Source organism: Kitasatospora sp. NPDC059747 (assembly GCF_042732955.1).
Lineage (GTDB): Bacteria > Actinomycetota > Actinomycetes > Streptomycetales > Streptomycetaceae > Kitasatospora.
The window spans coordinates 1-23800 of the sequence record NZ_JBHWGV010000138.1 but is presented as its reverse complement, the minus strand read 5'-3'; the positions used below and the strand labels follow the sequence as shown (position 1 = coordinate 23800).

Here is a 23800-nt window from a genome sequence, read left to right as displayed (position 1 = left end):
GTGCAGGGACTGCGGGAGCACGCCGTTCTGCATCGCGAGCACCATCTTGATCACGCCGGCGACACCGGCCGCGGCCTGGGAGTGGCCGATGTTCGACTTGATCGAGCCGAGCAGCAGCGGGACTTCGCGGTCCTGACCGTAGGTGGCGAGGAGCGCCTGGGCCTCGATCGGGTCGCCCAGCGTGGTCCCCGTGCCGTGCGCCTCAACGGCGTCCACGTCGCCGAACGTCAGCCCGGCGCCGGCCAGCGCCTGCCGGATCACGCGCTGCTGCGACGGACCGTTGGGAGCGGTGAGGCCGTTGGACGCACCGTCCTGGTTGACGGCGCTCCCCCGCAGCACCGCGAGGACGCGATGGCCGTTGCGGCGGGCGTCCGACAGGCGCTCCAGCACCACCATGCCGATGCCCTCGCCCCAGCCCACGCCGTCCGCCGCCTCGGCGAAGGCCTTGCTGCGGCCGTCGGCGGCGAGGCCGCGCTGCCGGGAGAACTCGACGAACGTCGCCGGGGTGGACATCACCGTCACGCCGCCGGCCAGGGCCAGTGTGCACTCGCCGCTGCGCAGGGCCTGCGCGGCCAGGTGCATCGCGACGAGGGACGACGAGCAGGCCGTGTCGACCGTCACCGCCGGGCCTTCCAGGCCCAGCGTGTACGAGACGCGGCCCGAGGCCACGCTGCCCGCGCTGCCGCTGCCCTGGTGGCCCTCGAACTCACCGCCGCCGAGCAGGTTCGCGTAGTCGGCGTACATGACGCCCGCGAAGACGCCCGTCCGGCTGCCGCGCAGGGACACCGGGTCGATGCCCGCCCGCTCGAAGGCCTCCCAGGAGGTCTCCAGCAGCAAACGCTGCTGCGCGTCCGTCGCCAGCGCCTCGCGCGGGCTCATCCCGAAGAATGCCGCGTCGAACGCCGCCGCCTCCCGCAGGAACCCGCCCGTCCGGGTGTAGGACGTGCCGCTGTGGTCCGGGTCCGGGTCGTACAGCGTCTCGACGTCCCAGCCGCGGTCGGCCGGGAACTCCGACACCGCGTCCACGCCGTCGGCCACCAGCCGCCACAGGTCCTCCGGCGACGCCACGCCGCCCGGATAGCGGCAGGCCATCCCGACGAGCACGATCGGATCGTCGGACGGGACGGGCACGGCCGCCGGCAGCGGTTCCGCCGCCTCCGAGGCGCCGAACAGGCCCTCCAGCAGGAAGCCGGCGATCGCGTGGGCGGTCGGGTAGTCGAACACGACGGTGGCCGGCAGTTGGAGACCGGTCACGGTCCGCAGCCGGTTGCGCAGTTCGACCGCCGTCAGCGAGTCGAAGCCGAGGTCCTGGAAGGCCCGCGACGGATCCACCGTCGACCGGCCCTCGTGGCCGAGCACGAGCGCGATCTGGTCGCGCACCAGCTCCAGGACGGCCTCGCGCCGCGCGTCGCCGCCCAGGCCCGACAGCCGCCGGGTCAGGTCGACCGCGGCGGGGGCCGTGGCCGCCCGGCGCGCCGGGGCCCGGACCAGGCCGCGCAGGAGGGTGGGGACGTCGCCCCGGTCCCGCAGGGCGGGCAGGTCGAGCCGGACGGGCAGGACGGCCGGCTCGGCGCCGGTGGCGACCGCGTCGAACAGCGCCAGCCCGTGCTCCGGGTCGAGCGGCGGCACGCCGGCGCGGGTCATCCGCTCCCGCTCGGCGTCGGTGAGCGTGCCGGTCATGCCGGCCACGTCCGACCACGGGCCCCAGGCGAGCGAGACGGCCGGCAGACCGAGGGCGTGGCGGTGGACCGCCAGGGCGTCCAGGTAGGCGTTGCCCGCCGCGTAGGCGGCCTGGCCCGCATTGCCGAACGTACCGGCCATCGACGAGAACAGGACGAACACTTCGACGTTCCCGGCGGCCCGGTGGAGGTTCCACGCCGCGTCCGCCTTCGGGCGCAGGACGGCCGAGAGCCGCGAGGGGGTGAGCGAGCCGATCACGCCATCATCGAGCACACCGGCGGTGTGAACGACCGCACGGATGTCGTGCCGGGCGAACAGGTCCACGACAGCGGCCTCGTCGGCCACGTCACAAGCCTCGACCCTCGCCCCTGCACCCAGCTCCGCCAGCAACTCCTCGACGCCCTCGGCCTCCACGCCCCGGCGGCTCACCAACAGCAGGTCGCGCACGCCGTGCTCGGCCGCCAAGTGCCGGGCCATAAGCTTCCCGAGGCCACCGGTACCACCGGTGATAAGGACCGTGCCCCCACTCGGCCACGCCACCGCCGTTTCGGCCGCTGCTTCCGTACGCACCAGGCGGGCAGCGAGGACTTCACCGTCGCGGACGAGCAGCTGCGGCTCGTCCACGCCCAGAGCCTCCGGCAGAAGGACCTCGTCCCCCGCCAGATCCATCAGACCGAACCGGCCCGGCTCCTCCGACACCGCCGACCGCACCAGACCCCACACCGCTGCGCCCGGCAGGTCCTCGCCCGCCACCACACCGCGCGTCACGAACACCAGACGCGAACCCGCGAAACGCTCCTCCACCAGCCAGCCCTGCACCAGCTCCAGCACCCGCGCCGTCCGCGCGTGCACCTCACCAGCAGCCGCCTCGATCACGACCACCGGCGGCACATCCTCCGGCACCTCCGCCAGCGACCCGACCGCCACGAACGCCGGAGCAGCGGCCGCCTTCACCGGCACCCAGTCCACCCGGAACAGCGAGTCCCGGCCGACCCGCGTCCCGGCCGCGAGCTGCTCGGCGGCGATCGGGCGCACCGTCAGCGCGCCGACCGAGGCCACCGGCCTGCCGTCGGCGTCGGCCACGGCGAGCGCCAGGGCACCGGAGGCCGACCGCGTCAGCCGCACCCGCACCGCCGAAGCACCGGTCGCGTGCAGCGCCACGTCCTCCCACACGAACGGCACGCCGCCGCCCTCGCCGGACCCCGCCAGGGCGAAGCCGTGGAGGCAGGCGTCGAACAGGGCGGGGTGCAGGCCGAAGCCGCTGCCGTCGGTGCCCTCGGGCAGGGCGACCTCCGCGAAGAGCTCGTCCCCGCGCCGCCAGGCGGCCCGGAGGCCCCGGAACGCGGCGCCGTACTCGAACCCGGCCTCGGCGAGGCCCTCGTACAGTCCGGCCGCGTCGACCGCCTCGGCACCGGCCGGCGGCCACACCGACGCGTCGAACGCCACCGGCACCGCGCCCGAGCCCAGCACACCGCTCGCGTGCAGCGTCCAGACCGGCTCCGGGCCGGTGTCCGCCGTGGAGTGGATGCCGACCGCGCGGCGCCCGGAGTCGTCCGGCTCGGCCAGGCGCACCTGGATCCGGACGGAGCCGTCCTCGGGCAGGACCAGCGGCGCGGCCATGGTCAGTTCCTCGACCAGGTCGCAGCCGGCCTCGTCCCCGGCCCGCACGGCCAGTTCGACCAGCGCCGTGCCCGGCACCAGGACGGAACCCATGACGACGTGGTCCGCGAGCCACCCGTGCGACCGGGCCGACAGCCGGCCGGTGAACACCAGCCCGGCGGTCCCGGCCAGTTCGAGCGAGCCGGTGAGCAGCGGGTGGTCGGCATCGCGGAGCCCGGCGGACTCTGCCGTCGGGAAGAACGCCGGGGCGTCCGTCCAGAAGCGGCGGTGCTGGAACGCGTACGTCGGCAGGCTGACCCGGCGGGCACCCGTCCCGGCGTGGAAGGCGGACCAGTCCACCGGGACGCCGAGCACGTGCAGGCGCGCCAGCGCCTCGACGACGGTCCGCTCCTCGTCGCGACCGCGGCGCAGCGCCGGGACGGCTTCGGCCTCGCCGTCGGGCAGCGCGCCCGCGGTGAGGGCGGTGAGGACGGCGTCGGGGCCGAGTTCGAGGTAGCGGCGGACGCCGGCCTCGTGGAGGGTCCGGATGCCGTCGGCGAAACGGACGGCCTCGCGGACGTGGCGCACCCAGTACTCGGGCTCCTGGAGGTCTTCGGCCAGTCCGCCGGTCAGGTTGGAGACAACCGGGATCGACGGAGCGCTGTAGCTCAACCCGTCGAGAACGGAACGGAAGTCCGCCAGCATCGGGTCCATCAACGGGGAGTGGAACGCGTGCGAGACCCGCAGCCGCGTCGTCTTGCGATCGGCGAAGCGCGCCTCGATCTCCGCGACATCCTCCTCCGCGCCGGAAACGACGACGGAGGTCGGGCCATTGACGGCAGCGATCGACACGAACTCGCCCAGCAGCGGCAGGACTTCGTCCTCCGTCGCCTGCACCGCCAGCATCGCACCGCCCGCAGGCAGCGCCTGCATCAGACGGCCACGGGCACTCACCAGCGCACACGCGTCGCCCAGCGAGAACACCCCCGCCACGTGCGCCGCCGCGACCTCACCGATCGAGTGCCCGGCCACGAACTCGGCACGGACGCCCAGCGATTCGACGAGACGGTACAGCGCCACCTCGACCGCGAACAGCCCGGCCTGCGCATACTCCGTCCGGTTCAGCAGCTCCTCGTCCGACCCCCACACCACATCCCGAACGGGAATCTCCAGCGCCTCGCACACCTCGTCGAAGGCCCGCGCGAACACCGGGAAGCGGTCGTACAACTCCCGCCCCATCCCCAGCCGCTGCGACCCCTGCCCCGAGAAGAGGAAGGCCGTCCGGCCGCTCGTGGCGACGCCGGTCGGCGCTTCGCCGTCCGCCACCGCCCGCAGGCCGGCCAGGAGTTGCCCGGTCCCGTCGCCGACCACGGCCGCGCGGTGTTCGAGCGCGGCGCGGGTCGTCGCGAGCGAGTACGCGACGTCCGCCGGGCGGGCGTCGTCCACGGCCGCGATGAGCCGCTCGGCCTGCGCGCGCAGCGCCTCCGGGGTCGCGGCGGACAGCAGCCACGGCACGACCCCCGGTTCGACCTCCGGCACCTCCGTGGACGGCGCCACTGCCGGGGCCTCCTCGATGATCACGTGGGCGTTGGTGCCGCTGATCCCGAAGGAGGAGACGCCCGCGCGGCGCGGACGGTCGCCCGGGGCCCACGGCCGGGGCTCGGTCAGGAGCCGGACGGCCCCCTCCGACCAGTCCACGTTCGCGCTCGGCTCGTCGACGTGCAGCGTCGACGGCAGCTCGCCGTTGTGCATCGCGAGCACCATCTTGATCACGCCGGCGACACCGGCCGCGGCCTGGGTGTGCCCGATGTTCGACTTGATCGAACCCAGCAGCAGCGGCTGTTCCCGGTCCTGCCCGTACGTCGCGAGGAGCGCCTGGGCCTCGATCGGGTCGCCCAGCGTCGTGCCCGTGCCGTGCGCCTCGACCACGTCGACCTGGTCGGCGCCGAGGCGGGCGTTGGCGAGCGCCTGGCGGATCACCCGCTGCTGCGACGGCCCGTTCGGCGCCGTCAGGCCGTTCGACGCGCCGTCCTGGTTGACGGCGCTGCCGCGCACGAGCGCCAGCACCGGGTGCCCGTTGCGCAGCGCGTCCGACAGCCGCTCGACGACCAGGAAGCCCGCGCCCTCGGCGAAGCCCGTGCCGTCGGCGGCTGAAGCGAACGACTTGCACCGCCCGTCGGGGGCGAGCGCGCCCTGGCGGCCGAACTCGGCGAACACGCCCGGCGTGGCCATGACCGTCACGCCGCCGGTGATCGCGAGCGAGCAGTCGCCCTGGCGCAGCGCCTGGGCGGCCAGGTGCAGGGCGACCAGGGAGGAGGAGCAGGCGGTGTCGACGGCGACGGCCGGGCCCTCCAGGCCGAGCTTGTACGAGACGCGGCCGGCCACGACGCTGCCGTTGCCGTCGCTGCCCGGGTAGTCGTGGTACATCACGCCGGTGAAGACGCCGGTGCGGGTGCCGCGCAGGCCGCTCGGGTCGATGCCGGCCCGCTCCAGGGCCTCCCAGGAGAGCTCCAGCGTGAGCCGCTGCTGCGGGTCCATGGCGAGGGCCTCGCGCGGGGAGATCCCGAAGAAGCCGGGGTCGAACTCGGCGGCGCCGTCGAGGAATCCGCCGGCGTGGGTGTGGGACGAGTCCCCGGTGCCCCCGCCGTCCTCGGTGCGCAGCGTCGAGAGGTCCCAGCCGCGGTCGGCGGGGAACGGCGCGATGGCGTCCGCGCCGGACGTCACCAGCTGCCAGAGCTCCTCGGGCGTGGTCACCCCGCCCGGGTAGCGGCAGGCCATGCCGACGATCGCGATCGGGTCGTGGCGGACCTCGGTCGGCGCCCCGGGGTCGTCCGTCGCGGCGCCTGCGGCACGGATCCGGTCGTCGGTCAGGTCGAGCAGGGCGTCGACCAGGCCCGCGTCGCGCAGACGGCGGGTCGGGATCGACTGCAGCGCGGCCCGCAGGTCGGCCTCGGCGCGGGACGCCTCGCCGCTCGCGGCGGCGGTCCGCACGCCCAGCTCGGTGACGATGAGCTCCGTCACGGCCTCGGCGTTCGGGTGGTCGAAGGCGAGCGTGGCGGGCAGGCGCAGGCCGGTGAGGGTGTTGAGCTGGTTGCGCAGGTCGGTCGCGGCGAGGGAGTCGAAGCCGAGCTCCTGGAAGGCACGGTCCGGCTCGATCGCGTCGCCCGACTCGTGGCCGAGCAGCCCGGCCACCCGGGCCCGGACGAGGTCGAGGACGGTCCGCCGCTGCTCCGCCTCCGTCAGCCCGGCGAGCCGGGCCGCGAGGCCGTCCGCCGGGGCTGCCGGTGCCAGGGCGTGCGCCGCCGTGCGGCGGGCGGCCGGGACGAGGGCGCGCAGGAGTGCGGGGACCTCGTCGGTGCGGGCGCGCAGGGCAGCGGCATCGACCCGGATCGGGACAACGGCGGCGCGCTCGCTGCGCAGACCGGCGGCGAACAGCGCCAGACCGGCTTCCCGGGTGAGCGGCGGGACGCCCTGGGCGGCCATGCGGTTGCGGTTGAGCTCCAGGAGCTGCTCGCCGAGGCCCGCACCGACGTCCCACATGCCGTAGGCCATGGAGGTGGCGGGCAGGCCGGCGGCGCGGCGGTGGGCGGCGAGGGCGTCGAGGAACACGTTCGCGGCCGCGTAGTTGCCCTGGCCGGAGGTCAGGACGAGGCCGCCGGCGGAGGAGAAGAGGACGAAGGCGGTCAGGTCGAGGTGGCTGGTCAGCTCGTGCAGGTACCAGGCGCCGTCGGCCTTCGGGGCCAGAACGGCATCCATCCGGTCCGGAGTGAGCGCGCCGACCAGACCGTTGTCACCGACACCGGCGGCGTGGACCACGGCCGACAGGCCCGGGATCGCGTCGATCAGCGCGGCCACGGCCTCCCGGTCCGCCATGTCACAGGCACGCACGTCCGCGGCAGCGCCGAGGGCGGACAGCTCCGCCACCAGCTCCACCGCGCCCGGCGCCTCCACACCACGACGGCTCGTCAGCACCAGACTGCGCACGCCGCACTCGGCGGCCAGGTACCGGGCCACGACAGCCCCCAGACCACCCGTACCACCGGTGATCAGCACCGTGTCATCCGAGCCGATCGGCAGCGGGCCCTCAGGCTGCGGCAGCCGGCTCAGACGCGGAACGCAGACAGCCCCGCCACGCACGGCCGACTCCGGCTCAGCGGTGACGATCACCTCCCCGTCCGTGTCCAGCAGGACGAAGCGGCCAGGGTTCTCCGCCTGCGCCGCCCGGACCAGACCCCACACCGGAGCCTGCGCCAGATCCACCGGCTCACCTTCGCGCACGGCCACCGCACCCCGCGTCACCACCACCAGACGCGACGCCGCGAACCGCTCCTCCACCAGCCACGCCTGGAGGACCTCCAGCACGGCGTGGACGTTCACACGGACACCGCTCGGGACGTCCTCGGGGCCCATGAAGCCGCCGCAGTCGAGGACGACCACGCCGGGCACCGGCTCCAAGGACTGCGAGACGTCCTCCCACAGTGCCCAGGAGCTCTCGGAGCCGGCCGGACCGGACAACTCCGCCCAGTCGATCCCGTAGAGCGGGTCGACCGAGCCCAGCTGCTCCGCCGACACCGCCCGGCCCACCATCGAGGCCACGGCCAGCACCGGGCCGCCCGCCGGGTCGGCGAGGTCGAGCCGCAGCCCGCCGCCGTCGCCGTCGCCGAGCCGGACGATCCGCACCCGCACCGCCGAGGCGCCGACGGCGGACAGGGTCACGCCGGTCCACGCGAACGGGATCATGGTCTCGCGCTCGCCGCCACCGGCCAGGATCGCGGCGTGCATGGCGGCGTCGAGCAGCGCCGGGTGGACGCGGAAGCCGTCGGCCGCCACCCCCTCCGGCAGCGCGACCTCGGCGAACAGCTCGTCGCCGCGCCGCCAGGCCGCGCGCAGCCCCTGGAACACCGGGCCGTAGCCGAACCCGGCCTCCGCCATCCGCTCGTACGCGCCCTCCACCGGCAGCGACTCGGCGCCGGCCGGCGGCCAGACGTCGAACGCCTCCGCCTCGACGGCTCCGCCGACGGCCAGCGAACCGGCCGCGTGCTGGACCCACCCGGCGTCCGGATCCCCGTCCAGGCGGGAGTGGATGGTGACCGCGCGCCGTTCCGAGGCGTCCGGGCCACCGACCCGCACGTGCAGCTGGACGGCGCCGTGCTCGGGCAGCACGAGCGGTGCGGCGAGCGTCAGTTCCTCCACCACCTCGTACCCGACCTCGGCCGCGGCCCGCAGTGCGAGCTCGACCAGCGCCGCACCCGGGACCAGGACGGTGTCCAGGACCCGGTGGTCGGCCAGCCACGCGTGCGAGTCCAGCGACACCCGGCCGGTGAGGAGGAACCCGTCCGTGTGGGACAGGTCGACGGCCGCGCCCAGCAGCGGGTGCGCGAAGGCGCCCACGCCGACCGCGCCCAGGTCGCCGAGCGGGGTCGTCGCGTCGAGCCAGAACCGGCGGTGCTGGAACGCGTAGGTGGGCAGTTCCACCGTGCGGGCGCCGGTGCCGGCGAAGAGGACGGACCAGTCCACCTCCGCCCCGGCCGTGTGCAGCCGGCCGAGCGCGCCGACCAGGCTCGCCTCCTCGTCCCGGTCCGCGCGCAGGGCGGGCACGACGCACGTGCCCGCGGCGGTCGGGTCGTCCAGGACGCCCTGCACCAGTCCGGACAGGACGGCGTCGGGGCCGAGTTCGAGGTAGCGGCGGACACCCACGGCTTCCAGCGTTCGGACGCCGTCGGCGAAGCGGACGGCCTCGCGGACGTGGCGCACCCAGTAGTCGGGGGTCGTGAGGTCCTCGGCCAGGGATCCCGTCAGGTTGGACACCACCGGGACCGAAGGAGCGTTGTAGGTCAGCCCGTTGAGGACCGTACGGAAGTCCTCCAGCATCGGGTCCATCAGCGGGGAGTGGAAGGCGTGGGACACGCGGAGGCGGGTGGTCCGGCGGTCGGCGAAGTGCGCCTCGATCTCCGCGACGGCCTCCTCCGCTCCCGAGACGACGATCGAACGCGGGCCGTTGACGGCGGCGATCGACACCAACTCGCCCAGCAGTGGCAGGACTTCGTCCTCAGTCGCCTGCACGGCCAGCATCGCACCGCCCGAAGGCAGCGCCTGCATCAGACGGCCACGCGCGGTCACCAGGGCACAGGCGTCGGCCAGGCTGAACACCCCGGCCACGTAGGCTGCGGCGACCTCACCGATCGAGTGCCCCGCCACGAACTCGGCGCGGACGCCCAGCGATTCGACGAGACGGTACAGCGCCACCTCGACGGCGAACAGCCCGGCCTGGGCGTACTCCGTCCGGTTCAGCAGCTCCGCATCCGACCCCCACACCACGTCGCGCAGCGCCGGATCCAGCTCCGCGCAGACGTCGTCGAAGGCCTCGGCGAACACCGGGAAACGGTCGTACAACTCCTGCCCCATGCCCAGCCGTTGCGAGCCCTGACCGGAGAACAGGAACGCCGTCGCCCCACCCGCCCGGGCGGACGAAGTGGCCGCGCCCGGGGCGAGTTCGCCCCGGCTCAGCGCCTCCAGCCCGGCCAGCAGTTCCTCCCGGTCCGCGCCGAGCAGCACCGCGCGGTGCTCCAGCGCGGGCCGGGTCGCGACGAGCGAGTGGGCGACGTCCAGTGCGCCGAGCTCCGGCCGCGCGCCGACGAAGGTCGCGAGCCGCTCGGCCTGCGCCCGCAGGGCCTCCGGCGTCGCCGCGGCGAGCAGCCACGGCAGCGTGCCCGACTCCCGCCCACCAGTGGACGGTCCGACCACCGGCTCGGGGCCCTGCTCGACGATCACGTGCGCGTTGGTCCCGCTGATCCCGAAGGCGGACACGCCCGCCCGGCGCGGACGGCCGGTGGCCGGCCAGTCCCGGGCCTCGGCCAGCAGCTCGACCGCGCCCTGCGACCACTCGACGTGCGGCGAGGGCCGGTCGATGTGCAGCGACTTCGGCAGCACGCCGTGCTGCATCGCCAGCACCATCTTGATCACGCCGGCCACACCGGCCGCCGCCTGCGCGTGCCCGATGTTCGACTTGATCGAGCCGAGCAGCAGCGGGAGTCCACGGTCCTGGCCGTAGGTGGCGAGGACCGCCTGCGCCTCGATCGGATCGCCCAGCGTGGTGCCGGTGCCGTGCGCCTCGACGGCGTCGACGTCCGCCGCCGACAGACCGGCGCTCGCCAGCGCCTGGCGGATCACCCGCTGCTGGGACGGACCGTTCGGCGCCGAGAAGCCGTTGCTCGCGCCGTCCTGGTTGACGGCCGTACCGCGGATCACCGCGAGCACCCGGTGGCCGTTGCGCTCCGCGTCGGACAGCCGCTCGACGAGCAGCACCCCGACGCCCTCGGACCAGCCGACGCCGTCCGCCGCGCCGGCGAACGCCTTGCACCGGCCGTCCGCCGAGAGGCCCCGCTGCCGCGAGAACTCGATGAACATGCCCGGCGTCGACATCACCGTCGCGCCGCCCGCGAGGGCCAGCGAGCACTCGCCGGTGCGCAGCGCCTGGACCGCCAGGTGCAGGGCGACGAGCGAGGAGGAGCAGGCCGTGTCGACGGTCACCGCCGGGCCCTCCAGGCCCAGCGTGTAGGACACCCGGCCGGAGACGACGCTGCCGCCGCTGGTGCCGGAGGGGTTCGTGTTGAGGGCGTAGTCGTGGTACATGACGCCCGCGAAGACGCCGGTCCGGCTGCCGCGCAGGGACAGCGGGTCGATGCCCGCCCGCTCCAGCGCCTCCCACGAGGTCTCCAGGAGGAGCCGCTGCTGCGGGTCCATGTAGAGCGCCTCGCGCGGCGAGATCCCGAAGAAGCCGGGGTCGAAGTCGCCGGCGTCGTGCAGGAAGCTGCCGTGGCGGGTGTAGCTGTGGCCCTCCTTGCCGGGCTCGGGGTCGTAGAGGTGCTCGATGTCCCAGCCGCGGTCGGTCGGCAGTTCGGTGACGGTGTCGACGCCGTCCGCCAGCAGCCGCCACAGCTCCTCGGGCGTGGTCGCGCCGCCGGGGTAGCGGCAGGCCATGCCGACGATCGCGATCGGCTCGTCGGAGGTGAGCGGGCGGGCGGCGGTGCCGGTCGTCGGGGTCGCCTCCGTGCCCGGGCCGGCCAGGTCGAGGAGGTGCTCCGCGACGGCCCGCGCGTTGGGGAAGTCGAAGGCGAGGGTGGCGGGCAGGCGCAGGCCGGTGCGCTTGTTGAGGCGGTTGCGCAGGTCGGTCGCGGCGAGGGAGTCGAAGCCGAGCTCCTGGAACGCGCGCTCGGGCGCGATCGCCTCGGCGGAGGCGTGGCCGAGCACGGCGGCGACCTCGGTCCGCACGAGCTCCAGCGCCAGGCGCCGGCCCTCGCTCGCGCCCAGTGCGGCGAGGCGCCCGGCCAGGCCGGTCCCGGTCGCGCGGCCGCTCGCGGGCAGCTCGGCGCGCCGGCGCGGCGCGGCGAGGGCGCGCAGGAGTGCGGGGACCTCGTCGGTGCGGGCGCGCAGGGCGGCGGCGTCGACCCGGATCGGGACGACGGTGGCGCGCTCGCTGCGCAGGGCGGTGGCGAAGAGGGCGAGGCCGGTCGCGTGGTCGAGGACGGGGACGCCCTGCGTGGCCATCCGTGCCCGGTCGACGTCGGCGAGGTCGCGGCCGAGGCCGGCGCCGACGTCCCAGAGGCCGTAGGCCATGGAGGTGGCGGGCAGGCCGGCGGCGTGGCGGTGGGCGGCGAGGGCGTCGAGGAAGACGTTCGCGGCGGCGTAGTTGCCCTGGCCGGCGGTCAGGACGAGGCCGCCCGCGGAGGAGAAGAGCACGAACGCGGTCAGATCGAGGTGGCTGGTCAGCTCGTGCAGGTACCACGCACCGTCGGCCTTCGGGGCCAGAACGGCATCCATCCGGTCCGGGGTGAGCGCGCCGACCAGACCGTTGTCACCGACACCGGCGGCGTGGACCACGGCGCTGAGCTCCGGGATCGCGTCGATCAGCGCGGTCACGGCCGCGCGGTCCGCCATGTCACAAGCGCGCACGTCCGCGGCAGCGCCGAGGGCGGACAGCTCCGCCACCAGCTCCACCGCGCCCGGCGCCTCCACACCACGACGGCTCGTCAGCACCAGACTGCGCACGCCGCACTCGGCGGCCAGGTACCGGGCCACGACAGCCCCCAGACCACCCGTGCCACCGGTGATCAGCACCGTGTCATCCGAGCTGATCGGCAGCGGGCCCCCAGGCTGCGGCAGCCGGCTCAGACGCGGGACGCAGACGGCCCCGCCGCGCACGGCCGACTCCGGCTCAGCGGTGACGATCACCTCCCCGTCGGTGTCCAGCAGGACGAAGCGGCCAGGGTTCTCGGCCTGCGCCGCCCGGACCAGACCCCACACCGGGGCCTGCGCCAGATCCACCGCCTCGCCTTCGCGCACGGCCACCGCACCCCGCGTCACCACCACCAGACGCGACGCCGCGAACCGCTCCTCCACCAGCCACGCCTGCACCGCGCGCAGCACGTGCTGCGTCACCTCGCGCACGGCCGCCGGAACATCGCCGTCCGGAGCAGGCACGGCCGAGCAGTCCAGGACGACGGTCTCCGGGGCCGCGCCCTCGGCGGGCAGGGCGTCCCAGGCCGTCCACTCCGCGCCCGCGTCCGGGGTGGCCGGCAGCTCCGACCACTCGACCGCGTACAGCGGGTCGGCCGAGCCCAGCTGCTCCGCCGAGACCGCCCGGCCCTTCACGGAAGCCACCGTCAGCACCGGGCCGCCCGCCGGGTCGGCGAGGTCGAGCCGCAGCCCGCCACCGTCGAGCCGCACCAGGCGCCCCCGCACCGCCGAGGCGCCGACGGCGCGCAGCGCGGCGCCCGTCCACGCGAACGGGACCACGGTGTCGTCGCTCCCGGCGTCCACGATGGCGACGTGCATGGCCGCGTCGAGCAGCGCCGGGTGCACGCCGAAGCCGTCGGCCTCGACGTCCTCGGGGAGTTCGACGTCCGCGAACAGCTCGTTCCCGCGCCGCCAGGCCGCCCGCAGGCCCTGGAAGGCATGGCCGTAGCCGAACCCGGCCTCGGCCATGCGCTCGTAGGCGCCCTCCACCGGCAGCGGCTCGGCGCCGGCCGGCGGCCAGACGTCGAACGCCTCGGCCTCGACGGCTCCGCCGACGGCCAGCGATCCGGCCGCGTGCTGGACCCACCCGGCGTCCGGATCCCCGTCCAGGCGGGAGTGGATCGTGAGCTCCCGGCCGCCGGTGGCGTCCGGCGTTCCCACGCGGAGCTGGAGCTGGAGCGCACCGTGCTCGGGCAGCACCAGCGGCGCGGCCAGCGTCAGTTCCTCGACCTGCTCGCAGCCCACCTCGGCGGCCGCGCGCAGCGCGAGTTCGAGCAGGCCGGCGCCGGGGACCAGGACCGTGCCCTGGACGACGTGGTCGGCCAGCCAGGGGAACGCGGCCGTCGACAGCCGTCCGGTGAGCACCAGCCCGTCCTCGTCGGCCAGTTCGACGGCGGCGGCGAGCATGGGGTGCGTGGTGACGCCGAGGCCGGCGGAGCGGACGTCGCCGCCACGGGCGGCGAGGGGCGCGGGCCAGAAGCGGCGACGCTGGAAGGCGTAGGTCGGCAGGTCGACGGGCCGGGCGCCGGTGGCGGCGAACAGAGCGGCCCAGTCCACCGACGCGCCGTGGACGTGGAGGCGGGCGAGGGCGTCGACGAGAGTTCGCTCCTCGGCCCGGTTGCGGCGGAGCGCCGGGATGGTTTCGGCCTCGCCGTCGGGCAGGGCGCTCGCGGTGAGGGCGGTGAGGACGGCGTCCGGGCCGAGTTCGAGGTAGCGGGTGACGCCGGCCTCGTGGAGGGTCCGGATGCCGTCGGCGAAGCGGACGGCCTCGCGGACGTGGCGCACCCAGTAGTCGGGGGTCGTGAGGTCCTCAGCCAGGGATCCCGTCAGGTTGGACACCACCGGGAGCGAAGGAGCGCTGTAGCTCAGCCCGTTGAGGACCGTACGGAAGTCCTCCAGCATCGGGTCCATCAGCGGCGAGTGGAAGGCGTGGGACACGCGCAGCCGGTTCGTCTTGCGGTCGGCGAAGTGCGCCTCGATCGCCGCGATGGCCTCCTCCGTCCCGGAGACGACGATCGAGCGCGGGCCGTTGACGGCGGCGATCGACACGAACTCGCCGATCAGCGGCAGGACTTCGTCCTCCGTCGCCTGCACGGCCAGCATCGCGCCACCGGACGGCAGCGCCTGCATCAGACGGCCACGCGCGGCGACCAGAGCGCAGGCGTCGGCCAGTGAGAACACCCCGGCCACATGCGCCGCAGCCACCTCACCGATCGAGTGCCCGGCCAAGAACTCCGCGCGCACGCCGAGGGATTCGACGAGACGGTAGAGCGCCACCTCGACGGCGAACAGCCCCGCCTGGGCGTACTCCGTCCGGTTCAGCAGCTCCGCATCCGAGCCCCACACGACGTCCCGAACGGGAAGCTCCAGCCCGTCGCACACCTCGTCGAAGGCCTGGGCAAACACCGGGAAGCGCTCGTACAACTCCCGCCCCATGCCCAGCCGTTGCGAGCCCTGACCGGAGAACAGGAACGCGCTCTTGCCGTCGCCCGCGACCCCTCGGGCCGCTTCGGAGCCGTCGACGATCACTGTTCGATGCGGGAAGAGCGACCGCCCCGCCAGGGTCAACGCCACGTCTTCGGTGGGACGTTCATCAAGCTCCGCGAGCCGCGCGAGCTGCGCGTCCAGTGCCGCCTCGGACTTGGCGGACACCACCCAGGGCATCACCCCGGCCGTCACCGCGGCGTCCAGCCCGGCCTCGGGCTCGGCCTGCTCCAGGATGACGTGGGCGTTGGTGCCGCTGATCCCGAAGGACGACACGCCCGCCCGGCGCGCGTGACCGGTGGCAGGCCAGTCGGTGCGCTCGGTGAGCAGCTCGACGGCGCCGGCCGTCCAGTCCACGTGCGAGGAGGGCGCGTCCACGTGCAGCGTGCGCGGCAGCACGCCGTTCTGCATTGCGAGCACCATCTTGATCACACCGGCGACACCGGCCGCGGCCTGGGAGTGGCCGATGTTCGACTTGATCGAGCCGAGCAGCAGGGGCAGTTCGCGGTCCTGACCGTAGGTGGCCAGCAGCGCCTGGGCCTCGATCGGGTCACCGAGTGTCGTGCCCGTGCCGTGCGCCTCGACGGCGTCGACGTCGGCGGTCGACAGCCCGGCACTCGCCAGCGCCTGCCGGATCACCCGCTGCTGCGACGGACCGTTCGGCGCCGTCAGACCGTTCGACGCGCCGTCCTGGTTCACCGCGCTGCCGCGCAGGACGGCCAGCACGCGGTGCCCGTTCCGGCGGGCGTCCGACAGGCGCTCCAGCACCACCATGCCGACGCCCTCGCCCCAGCCCACGCCGTCCGCCGCGTCCGCGAACGAACGGCACCGGCCGTCCGCCGACAGGCCGCCCTGCCGCGAGAACTCCACGAAGGTGTTCGGTGTCGACATCACCGTCACACCGCCCGCGAGCGCCAGCGAGCACTCGCCGCCGCGCAGCGCCTGCGCCGCCAGGTGCATCGCCACCAGCGACGACGAGCACGCCGTGTCCACCGTCACCGCCGGGCCCTCCAGGCCCAGCGTGTACGAGACGCGGCCCGAGGCCACGCTCCCCGCGCTGCCACTGCCCTGGTAGCCCTCGAAGTCGCCACCGCCCAGCAGGCTCGCGTAGTCCGCGTACATGACACCCGCGAAGACGCCCGTCCGACTGCCGCGCAGCGACACCGGGTCGATGCCCGCCCGCTCGAACGCCTCCCACGAGGTCTCCAGCAGCAGACGCTGCTGCGCGTCCGTCGCCAGCGCCTCGCGCGGGCTCATCCCGAAGAACTCGTGGTCGAACTCCCCTGCCGTGTGCAGGAATCCACCGGAGCGCGTGTAGGAGGTCCCGATGTGCTCCGGGTCCGGGTTGTAGAGGGTCTCGATGTCCCAGCCGCGGTTCACCGGGAAGCCGGACACCGCGTCGACGCCGTCGGCCACCAGGCGCCACAGGTCCTCGGGCGACTCGACGCCGCCCGGGTAGCGGCAGGCCATGCCGACGATGACGATCGGATCGTCCGACGGCGACGGCAGAGCCTCGGGGACGTGGACGACGCTCTCGGTGCCGAACAGGCCCTCCAGCAGGAAGGCGGCCAGCGCGCTCGCCGTCGGGTAGTCGAACACGACGGTGGCCGGCAGCTGGAGACCGGTCACCGACTTGAGCCGGTTGCGCAGCTCGACCGCCGTCAGCGAGTCGAAGCCGAGGTCCTGGAACGCCCGGGACGGGTCGACCGCCGAGCCGGCGGCGTGGCCGAGCACGAGCGCGATCTGATCGCGCACCAGGTCGAGGACAGCCGCCCGGCGCTCGGCCTCGCCCAGACCCGACAACCGCTGCGCCAGGCCCGCCGACACGGCCGAACCGGCGACGGCGGCGCGCCGGACGCGGCCCCGCACCAGGCCGCGCAGCAGGGTGGGAACCTCGCCGTGCGCGGCCATCGCCGCCACGTCGAGGCGGACCGGCAGCACGGCCGGGTGCCCGGTGGCCAGAGCCGCGTCGAAGAGCGCGACGCCCTGTTCCGGGGCGATGGCCGGCAGGCCGAGCCGGGCGATGCGCTCGGCCTCGGCGCCGGTGAGCGTGCCGGTCATGCCCGCCACGTCGGACCACGGGCCCCAGGCCAGGGAGACGGCGGGCAGACCGAGCGAGCGGCGGTGGACCGCCAGGGCATCCAGGTAGGCGTTGCCCGCCGCGTAGGCGGCCTGACCTGCGCTGCCGAGCGTGCCGGCGACGGAGGAGAAGAGGACGAACGCTTCAACGTTCTCGGCGGCCCGGTGCAGGTTCCACGCCGCGTCCGCCTTCGGGCGGAGGACGGCCGAGACCCGCTCGGGGGTGAGCGAGCCGATCACGCCGTCGTCGAGCACACCGGCGGTGTGAACGACGGCGCGGATGTCATGCCGGGCGAACAGGTCGGCGACGGCGGCCTCGTCGGCGACGTCGCAGGACTCGACGACTGCCCCTGCGCCGAGCTCCGCCAGCAGTTCCTCGACGCCCTCGGCGTCAACGCCCCGGCGGCTGACCAGCAGCAGGTCGCGCACGCCGTATTCGGCCGCCAGGTGCCGGGCCACGAGCTGCCCGAGGCCACCGGTACCACCGGTGATCAGGACCGTGCCCTCACTCGGCCACGCCACCGCGTCGGCCGTGGCTTCCGTCCGCATCAGGCGAGCCGCAAGGACTTCACCGTCGCGGACGAGCAGCTCCGGCTCATCCAGGCCCAGAGCCCCCGGCAGAAGCACCTCGTCCCCCGCCAGATCCACCAGACCGAACCGGCCCGGCTCCTCCGACACCGCCGACCGCACCAAGCCCCACACCGCTGCGCCCGGCAGGTCCTCGCCCGCCACCACGCCACGCGTCACGAACACCAGCCGAGACTCGCTGAAACGCTCCTCCGAAAGCCAGCCCTGCACCAGCTCCAGCACCTGCGCCGTCCGCGCGTGCACCTCACCAGCGGCCGCCTCGATCACGACCACCGGCGGCACCTCCTTGGGCACCTCCGCCAACGACCCGACTGCCACGAACTGCGGAGCAGCGGCCGCCTTCACCGGCACCCAGTCCACCCGGAACAGCGAGTCCTGACCCACCCGGCTCGCCTCGCCCGCCGCCACCGAGCGCACGACCAGTGACCCGACGGTCGCCACCGGGCGTCCCTCGGTGTCGGCGATCGCGAGCGCCATCCCGCCACCCGCCGCCGGCGTCAGCCGCACCCGGACCGCCGACGCGCCGGAGGCGTGCAGCGCCACGTCCTCCCACGCGAACGGCACTCCGCGCTCGTCGGAGCCGGTCAGCGCGAACGCGTGCAGGCAGGCGTCGAACAGCGCCGGGTGCAGGCCGAAGCTCGCGCCCTCCGTGCCCTCGGGCAGGGCGACCTCCGCGAAGACCTCGTCCCCGCGCCGCCAGGCCGCACCGAGCCCCCGGAACGCCGGGCCGTACCCGAACCCGGCCTCCGCCAGGCCCTCGTACAGCCCGGTCAGGTCGACCGCCTCGGCACCGGCCGGCGGCCACGCGGCCGTCTCGAAGGGCACGGGCGTAGCGCCCGTCCCCAGCACACCGGTCGCGTGGAGGGTCCAATCCGTCCCGTCCGCTTCGTCCGGCCGGGCGTGCACCGTGCGCGCACGCCGCCCGGACGCGTCCGGCTCGCCGACCCACACCTGCACCCGCACGCCGCCCCGCTCGGGCAGGACGAGCGGCGCGGCCAGCGTCAGCTCCTCGACCAGGTCGCAGCCGACCTCGTCGCCCGCGCGCACCGCCAGTTCGACCAGCGCCGTGCCCGGCGCCAGGACGGAACCCATGACGACGTGGTCCGCGAGCCACCCGTGCGACCGGGCCGACAGCCGGCCGGTGAACAGGTAGCCGTCCGTGTTGACGAGCTCGACGGCCGCACCCAGCAGCGGGTGCTCGGCGGCACCGAGTCCCGCGAGCCGGACGTCGCCGCCGCGCGCGAGGGTGACCGCCGGCCAGTAGTGCCGGTGCTGGAACGCGTACGTGGGCACGTTCACGGCGCGGGCACCGGTGCCGGCGAAGAGCGCGGCCCAGTCGACGTGCGCGCCGGTGACGTGCAGGCGTGCGAGGGCGGTCAGGACGGTCGTGTCCTCGGCCTGGTCCTTGCGGAGGGCGGAGGCCACCACGGCGTCGTCGGAGAGCGAGGACGCCGCGAGCGCGGTGAGGACACCGTCGGGGCCGAGCTCCAGGAAGCGCGTGACGCCCGCGGCCTCCAACGTACGGACGCCGTCGGCGAAACGGACGGCCTCGCGGACGTGACGCACCCAGTACTCGGGCTCCTGGAGGCCTCCGGCCAGTCCGCCGGTCAGGTTGGAGACCACCGGGATCGACGGCGCGTTGTACGTCAGCCCGTCGAGAACAGCGCGGAAGTCCGCCAGCATCGGGTCCATCAGCGGCGAGTGGAACGCGTGCGAGACGCGCAGCCGCGCCGTCTTGCGGTCGGCGAAGTGCGCCTCGATCTCCGACACGGCCGACTCGGAACCAGAGACGACGATCGAGCGCGGGCTATTGACCGCAGCGATCGACACGAACTCACCCAGCAACGGCAGGACTTCGTCCTCCGTCGCCTGCACCGCCAGCATCGCACCACCCGAAGGCAGCGCCTGCATCAGACGGCCACGGGCACTCACCAGCGCACACGCGTCGGCCAGCGAGAACACCCCCGCCACATGCGCCGCAGCCACCTCACCGATCGAATGCCCGGCCACGAACTCCGGCCGCACACCAAGGGATTCCACCAGACGGTACAGCGCCACCTCGACCGCGAACAGCGCAGCCTGGGCATACTCCGTCCGGTTCAACAGCTCCGCATCCGACCCCCACACCACCTCACGCAAGGCCGGATCCAGCTCCGCGCACACCTCGTCGAAGGCGGAGGCGAACACCGGGAACCGGGCATACAACTCCCGCCCCATCCCCAGCCGCTGCGACCCCTGCCCCGAGAACAGGAACGCCGTCCCGCCCTCACCCGCGAGCCCCCGGGCCGCCTCGACGCCGTCGACGAGCACCGCCCGGTGCGGGAAGGCCGTGCGCCCCGCCAGCGTGAACGCCACCTCCGCAGCCGGGAGTTCACCGAGCTCTCCGAGTCGCGCGATCTGCGAGTCCAGCGCTGCTTCGGACTTGGCGGATACCACCCAGGGCATCGCCCCCGCCGTCACCGGGGCGTCCCCCGCAGCCTCGGGCTCGGCCTGCTCCAGGATTACGTGAGCGTTGGTCCCGCTGATCCCGAAGGACGACACGCCCGCCCGGCGCAGCCGACCGGCTTCCGGCCACTCCTGGGCCTCGGCCAGCAGCTCCACCGCGCCGGCCGTCCAGTCCACGTGCGACGAAGGCGCGTCCACGTGCAGCGTGCGCGGCAGCACGCCGTTCTGCATCGCCAGCACCATCTTGATCACGCCGGCCACACCGGCGGCCGCCTGCGCGTGCCCGATGTTCGACTTGATCGAGCCCAGCAGCAGCGGCAGTTCGCGGTCCTGCCCGTAGGTGGCGAGGAGCGCCTGGGCCTCGATCGGGTCACCGAGCGTCGTCCCGGTCCCGTGCGCCTCGACAGCGTCGACGTCGGCGGTCGACAGCCCGGCGCTCGCCAGCGCCTGCCGGATCACCCGCTGCTGCGACGGACCGTTCGGCGCCGTCAGACCGTTCGACGCGCCATCCTGGTTGACGGCGCTCCCCCGCAGCACCGCGAGCACGCGGTGCCCGTTGCGGCGGGCATCCGACAGCCGCTCCAGCACGACGACACCGACGCCCTCGCCCCAGCCCACGCCGTCCGCCGCGTCCGCGAACGAACGGCACCGGCCGTCCGCCGACAGGCCGCCCTGCCGCGAGAACTCCACGAACGTCCCCGGCGTCGACATCACGGTGACGCCACCGGCCAGCGCCAGCGAGCACTCGCCGCCGCGCAGCGCCTGCGCCGCCAGGTGCATCGCCACCAGCGACGACGAGCACGCCGTGTCCACCGTCACCGCCGGGCCCTCGAAGCCGAAGGTGTAGGACACCCGGCCGGAGGCGACGCTGGGGGCGCTGCCGTTGCCCCGGAAGCCCTCGAACTCCTCGCCGTCCAGGAGCGAGCGGTAGTCGGTGTACATGATGCCCGCGAAGACGCCTGTCCGGCTGCCGCGCAGCGACGCTGGGTCGATGCCGGCCCGCTCGAACGCCTCCCACGAGGTCTCCAGCAGCAGGCGCTGCTGCGCGTCCGTCGCCAGCGCCTCGCGCGGGCTCATCCCGAAGAACTCGTGGTCGAACTCCCCCGCGTCGTGCAGGAACGCGCCGCGCCGGGTGTACGACGTGCCCGGGACGGACCGGTCCTCGCTGTAGAGCGAGTCGAGGTCCCAGCCTCGGTTCGCCGGGAAATCGGAGACCGCGTCGACGCCGTCGGCCACCAGCCGCCACAGGTCCTCCGGCGACTCGACGCCGCCCGGGTAACGGCAGGCCATGCCGACGATGACCACCGGATCGTCCGACAGCACCGGGAGAACGGCCGGGAGCTCCTCGGCCTCCTCGACACCGAACAGGCCCTCCAGGACGAAGCCGGCCAGCGCGCTCGCCGTCGGGTAGTCGAACACCACCGTGGCCGGCAGCTGGAGGCCGGTCACCGACTTGAGCTGGTTGCGCAGCTCGACCGCCGTCAGCGAGTCGAAGCCGAGGTCCTGGAACGCCCGGGACGGGTCGACCACCGAGCCTCCCTCGTGGCCCAGGACCACGGCGATCCGATCGCGCACCAGCTCCAGGACGGCCGCCCGGCGCTCGGCCTCGCCCAGGCCCGACAGGCGCTGCGCCAGGCCGGCCGAGGCGGCCGAGCCCGCGACCACCGCGCGCCGGACCCGGCCGCGCACCAGTCCGCGCAGCAGGGCGGGCACCGAGTCCTGGGCTCGCAGTGCCGCGAGGTCCAGGCGGACGGGCAGGATCGCGGGCTCGCCCGCCGCGAGCGAGGCGTCGAACAGGGCGGCGCCCTCGGCCGGGGTGAGCTCCGGCATGCCCGAGCGGGCGATCCGGTGCAGGTCGACGTCGGCGAGCGTGCCGATCATGCCGCCGTCGCGGGTCCACGGGCCCCAGGCCTGCGAGACGGCGGGCAGGCCGAGCGAGCGGCGGTGCACCGCGAGCGCGTCGAGGTAGGCGTTGCCCGCCGCGTAGGCGGCCTGGCCGGGGCCGCCGAAGACGCCGGAGACGGAGGAGAACAGGACGAAGGCCGCCAGCGCGCGGTCCTTCGTGGCCTCGTGGAGGTTCAGGGCCGCGTCCGCCTTCGGGCGCAGGACGGTGCTGACGCGCTCGGCGGTCAGGGAGCCGATCACGCCGTCGTCGATCACCCCGGCCGTGTGGACGACCGCGCGGATCTCGTGCCGGGCGAACAGGCCCGCCACCGCCACCGGATCGGCGACTTCACACGCCTCGACGACGGCCTCCGCACCGGCCTCCGCGAGCTCGGCGAGGAGTTCGTCCGTGCCCTCGGCGTCGACGCCCCGGCGGCTGACCAGCAGCAGCTGCCGCACGCCGTGCTCGACGGCCAGGTGCCGGGCGATGACCCGGCCCAGGCCGCCCGTGCCGCCGGTGATCAGGACCGTGCCCTCGCCGGCCCACACGACCGGCTCGCCCGCCGCTTCGGCGCGCACGAGCCGCGCCGCGAGGACCTCCCCGTCGCGGACGAGCAGCTGCGGCTCGTCCAATCCCAGGGCAGTGGGCGGCAGTTCCTCCGAGCCCGCCAGATCCACCAGGCCGAACCGGCCCGGCTCCTCCGACATCGCGGACCGCACGAGACCCCACGCCGCCGCGCCGGACAGGTCCTCACCCGCCACCACGCCACGCGTCACGAACACCAGCCGGGAGGCCGCGAAACGCTCCTCCGCCAGCCAGCCCTGCACCAGCTCCAGCACCCGCGCCGTCCGCGCGTGCACGTCGCCGTCCACCGGTCGGATCACCACTACTGGCGGCACGTCCTCCGGCACCTCCGCCAGGGACTCGACCTCCGCGAACTCCGGTGCGGCAGCGGTCTTCACCGGCACCCAGTCCACCCGGAACAGCCCGTCCCGGGCCGCTGCCGGCTCCCCGCCCGCCACCGCGCGCAGGGCCAGCGACCCCACCGACGCCACCGGCAGGCCCTCGGCGTCGGCGACCGCCACCGCGACGGACTCCTCGCCGGTCCGGGTGACGCGCACGCGCACCGAGGACGCGCCGGAGGCGTGCAGCGACACGTCCTCCCACGAGAACGGGACGACGCCGTGCGGCAGCCCGTTGACGGCCGTCACGTGCAGGGCGGCGTCGAGCAGCGCCGGGTGCAGGCCGTAGCCGGTGCCCTCGGTGCCCTCCGGGAGGGCGACGTCGGCGAAGACCTCGTCCCCGCGCCGCCAGGCCGCCCGCAGGCCCTGGAACACCGGACCGTACGCGTAGCCGCCGTCGGCCATGCCCTCGTACAGCCCGGTCAGGTCGACCGCCTCGGCGCCGGCCGGCGGCCAGACGGTCGTGTCGAACGGGGTGCGCGTCTCCCCCGCGGCCAGGACGCCGGTCGCGTGCTGGTCCCAGGCGCGGCCGTCGGCGCCCTCGGGCCGGGAGGCGACGGTGAAGGTGCGGCGGCCGGTCTCGTCGGCCGCGCCGACGCGCAGTTGCAGCTGGACGCCCTCGTGCTCGGGCAGCACGAGCGGTGCGGCCAGGGTCAGTTCCTCGACGCGGTCGCAGCCGGCCTCGTCCCCGGCGCGGACGGCCAGTTCGAGGAAGGCGGTGCCGGGCAGCAGGACGTTGCCGCGCACGACGTGGTCGGCGAGCCAGGGGTGGGACCGGCGGGAGAGCCGGGAGGTGAACAACAGGCCGTCGTCGTCGGAGAGTTCGAGCGAGGCGGAGAGCAGCGGGTGGCCGGCGCTGTCGAGGCCTGCGGCGCCCAGGTCACCGGCCGCTTCGGCAGCGGCGTCGGGCCAGTACCGGCGGTGCTGGAAGGCGTAGGTCGGCAGGTCGACCGGGCGGACGCCGGTGTCGGCGAAGAGCGCGGCCCAGTCGACGTGCGCGCCGGTGACGTGCAGGCGTGCGAGGGCGGTGAGGACGGTCGTGTCCTCGGCCTGGTCCTTGCGG

Annotated in this window: 1 protein-coding gene; it reads right to left on the bottom strand. The window is 74.8% G+C overall.

Annotation, left to right across the window (positions count from 1 at the left end):
- Window positions 1–23800 (bottom strand): SDR family NAD(P)-dependent oxidoreductase (locus ACFV4G_RS37490; RefSeq protein WP_380446991.1); only part of this gene is annotated, 23800 nt, incomplete at both ends.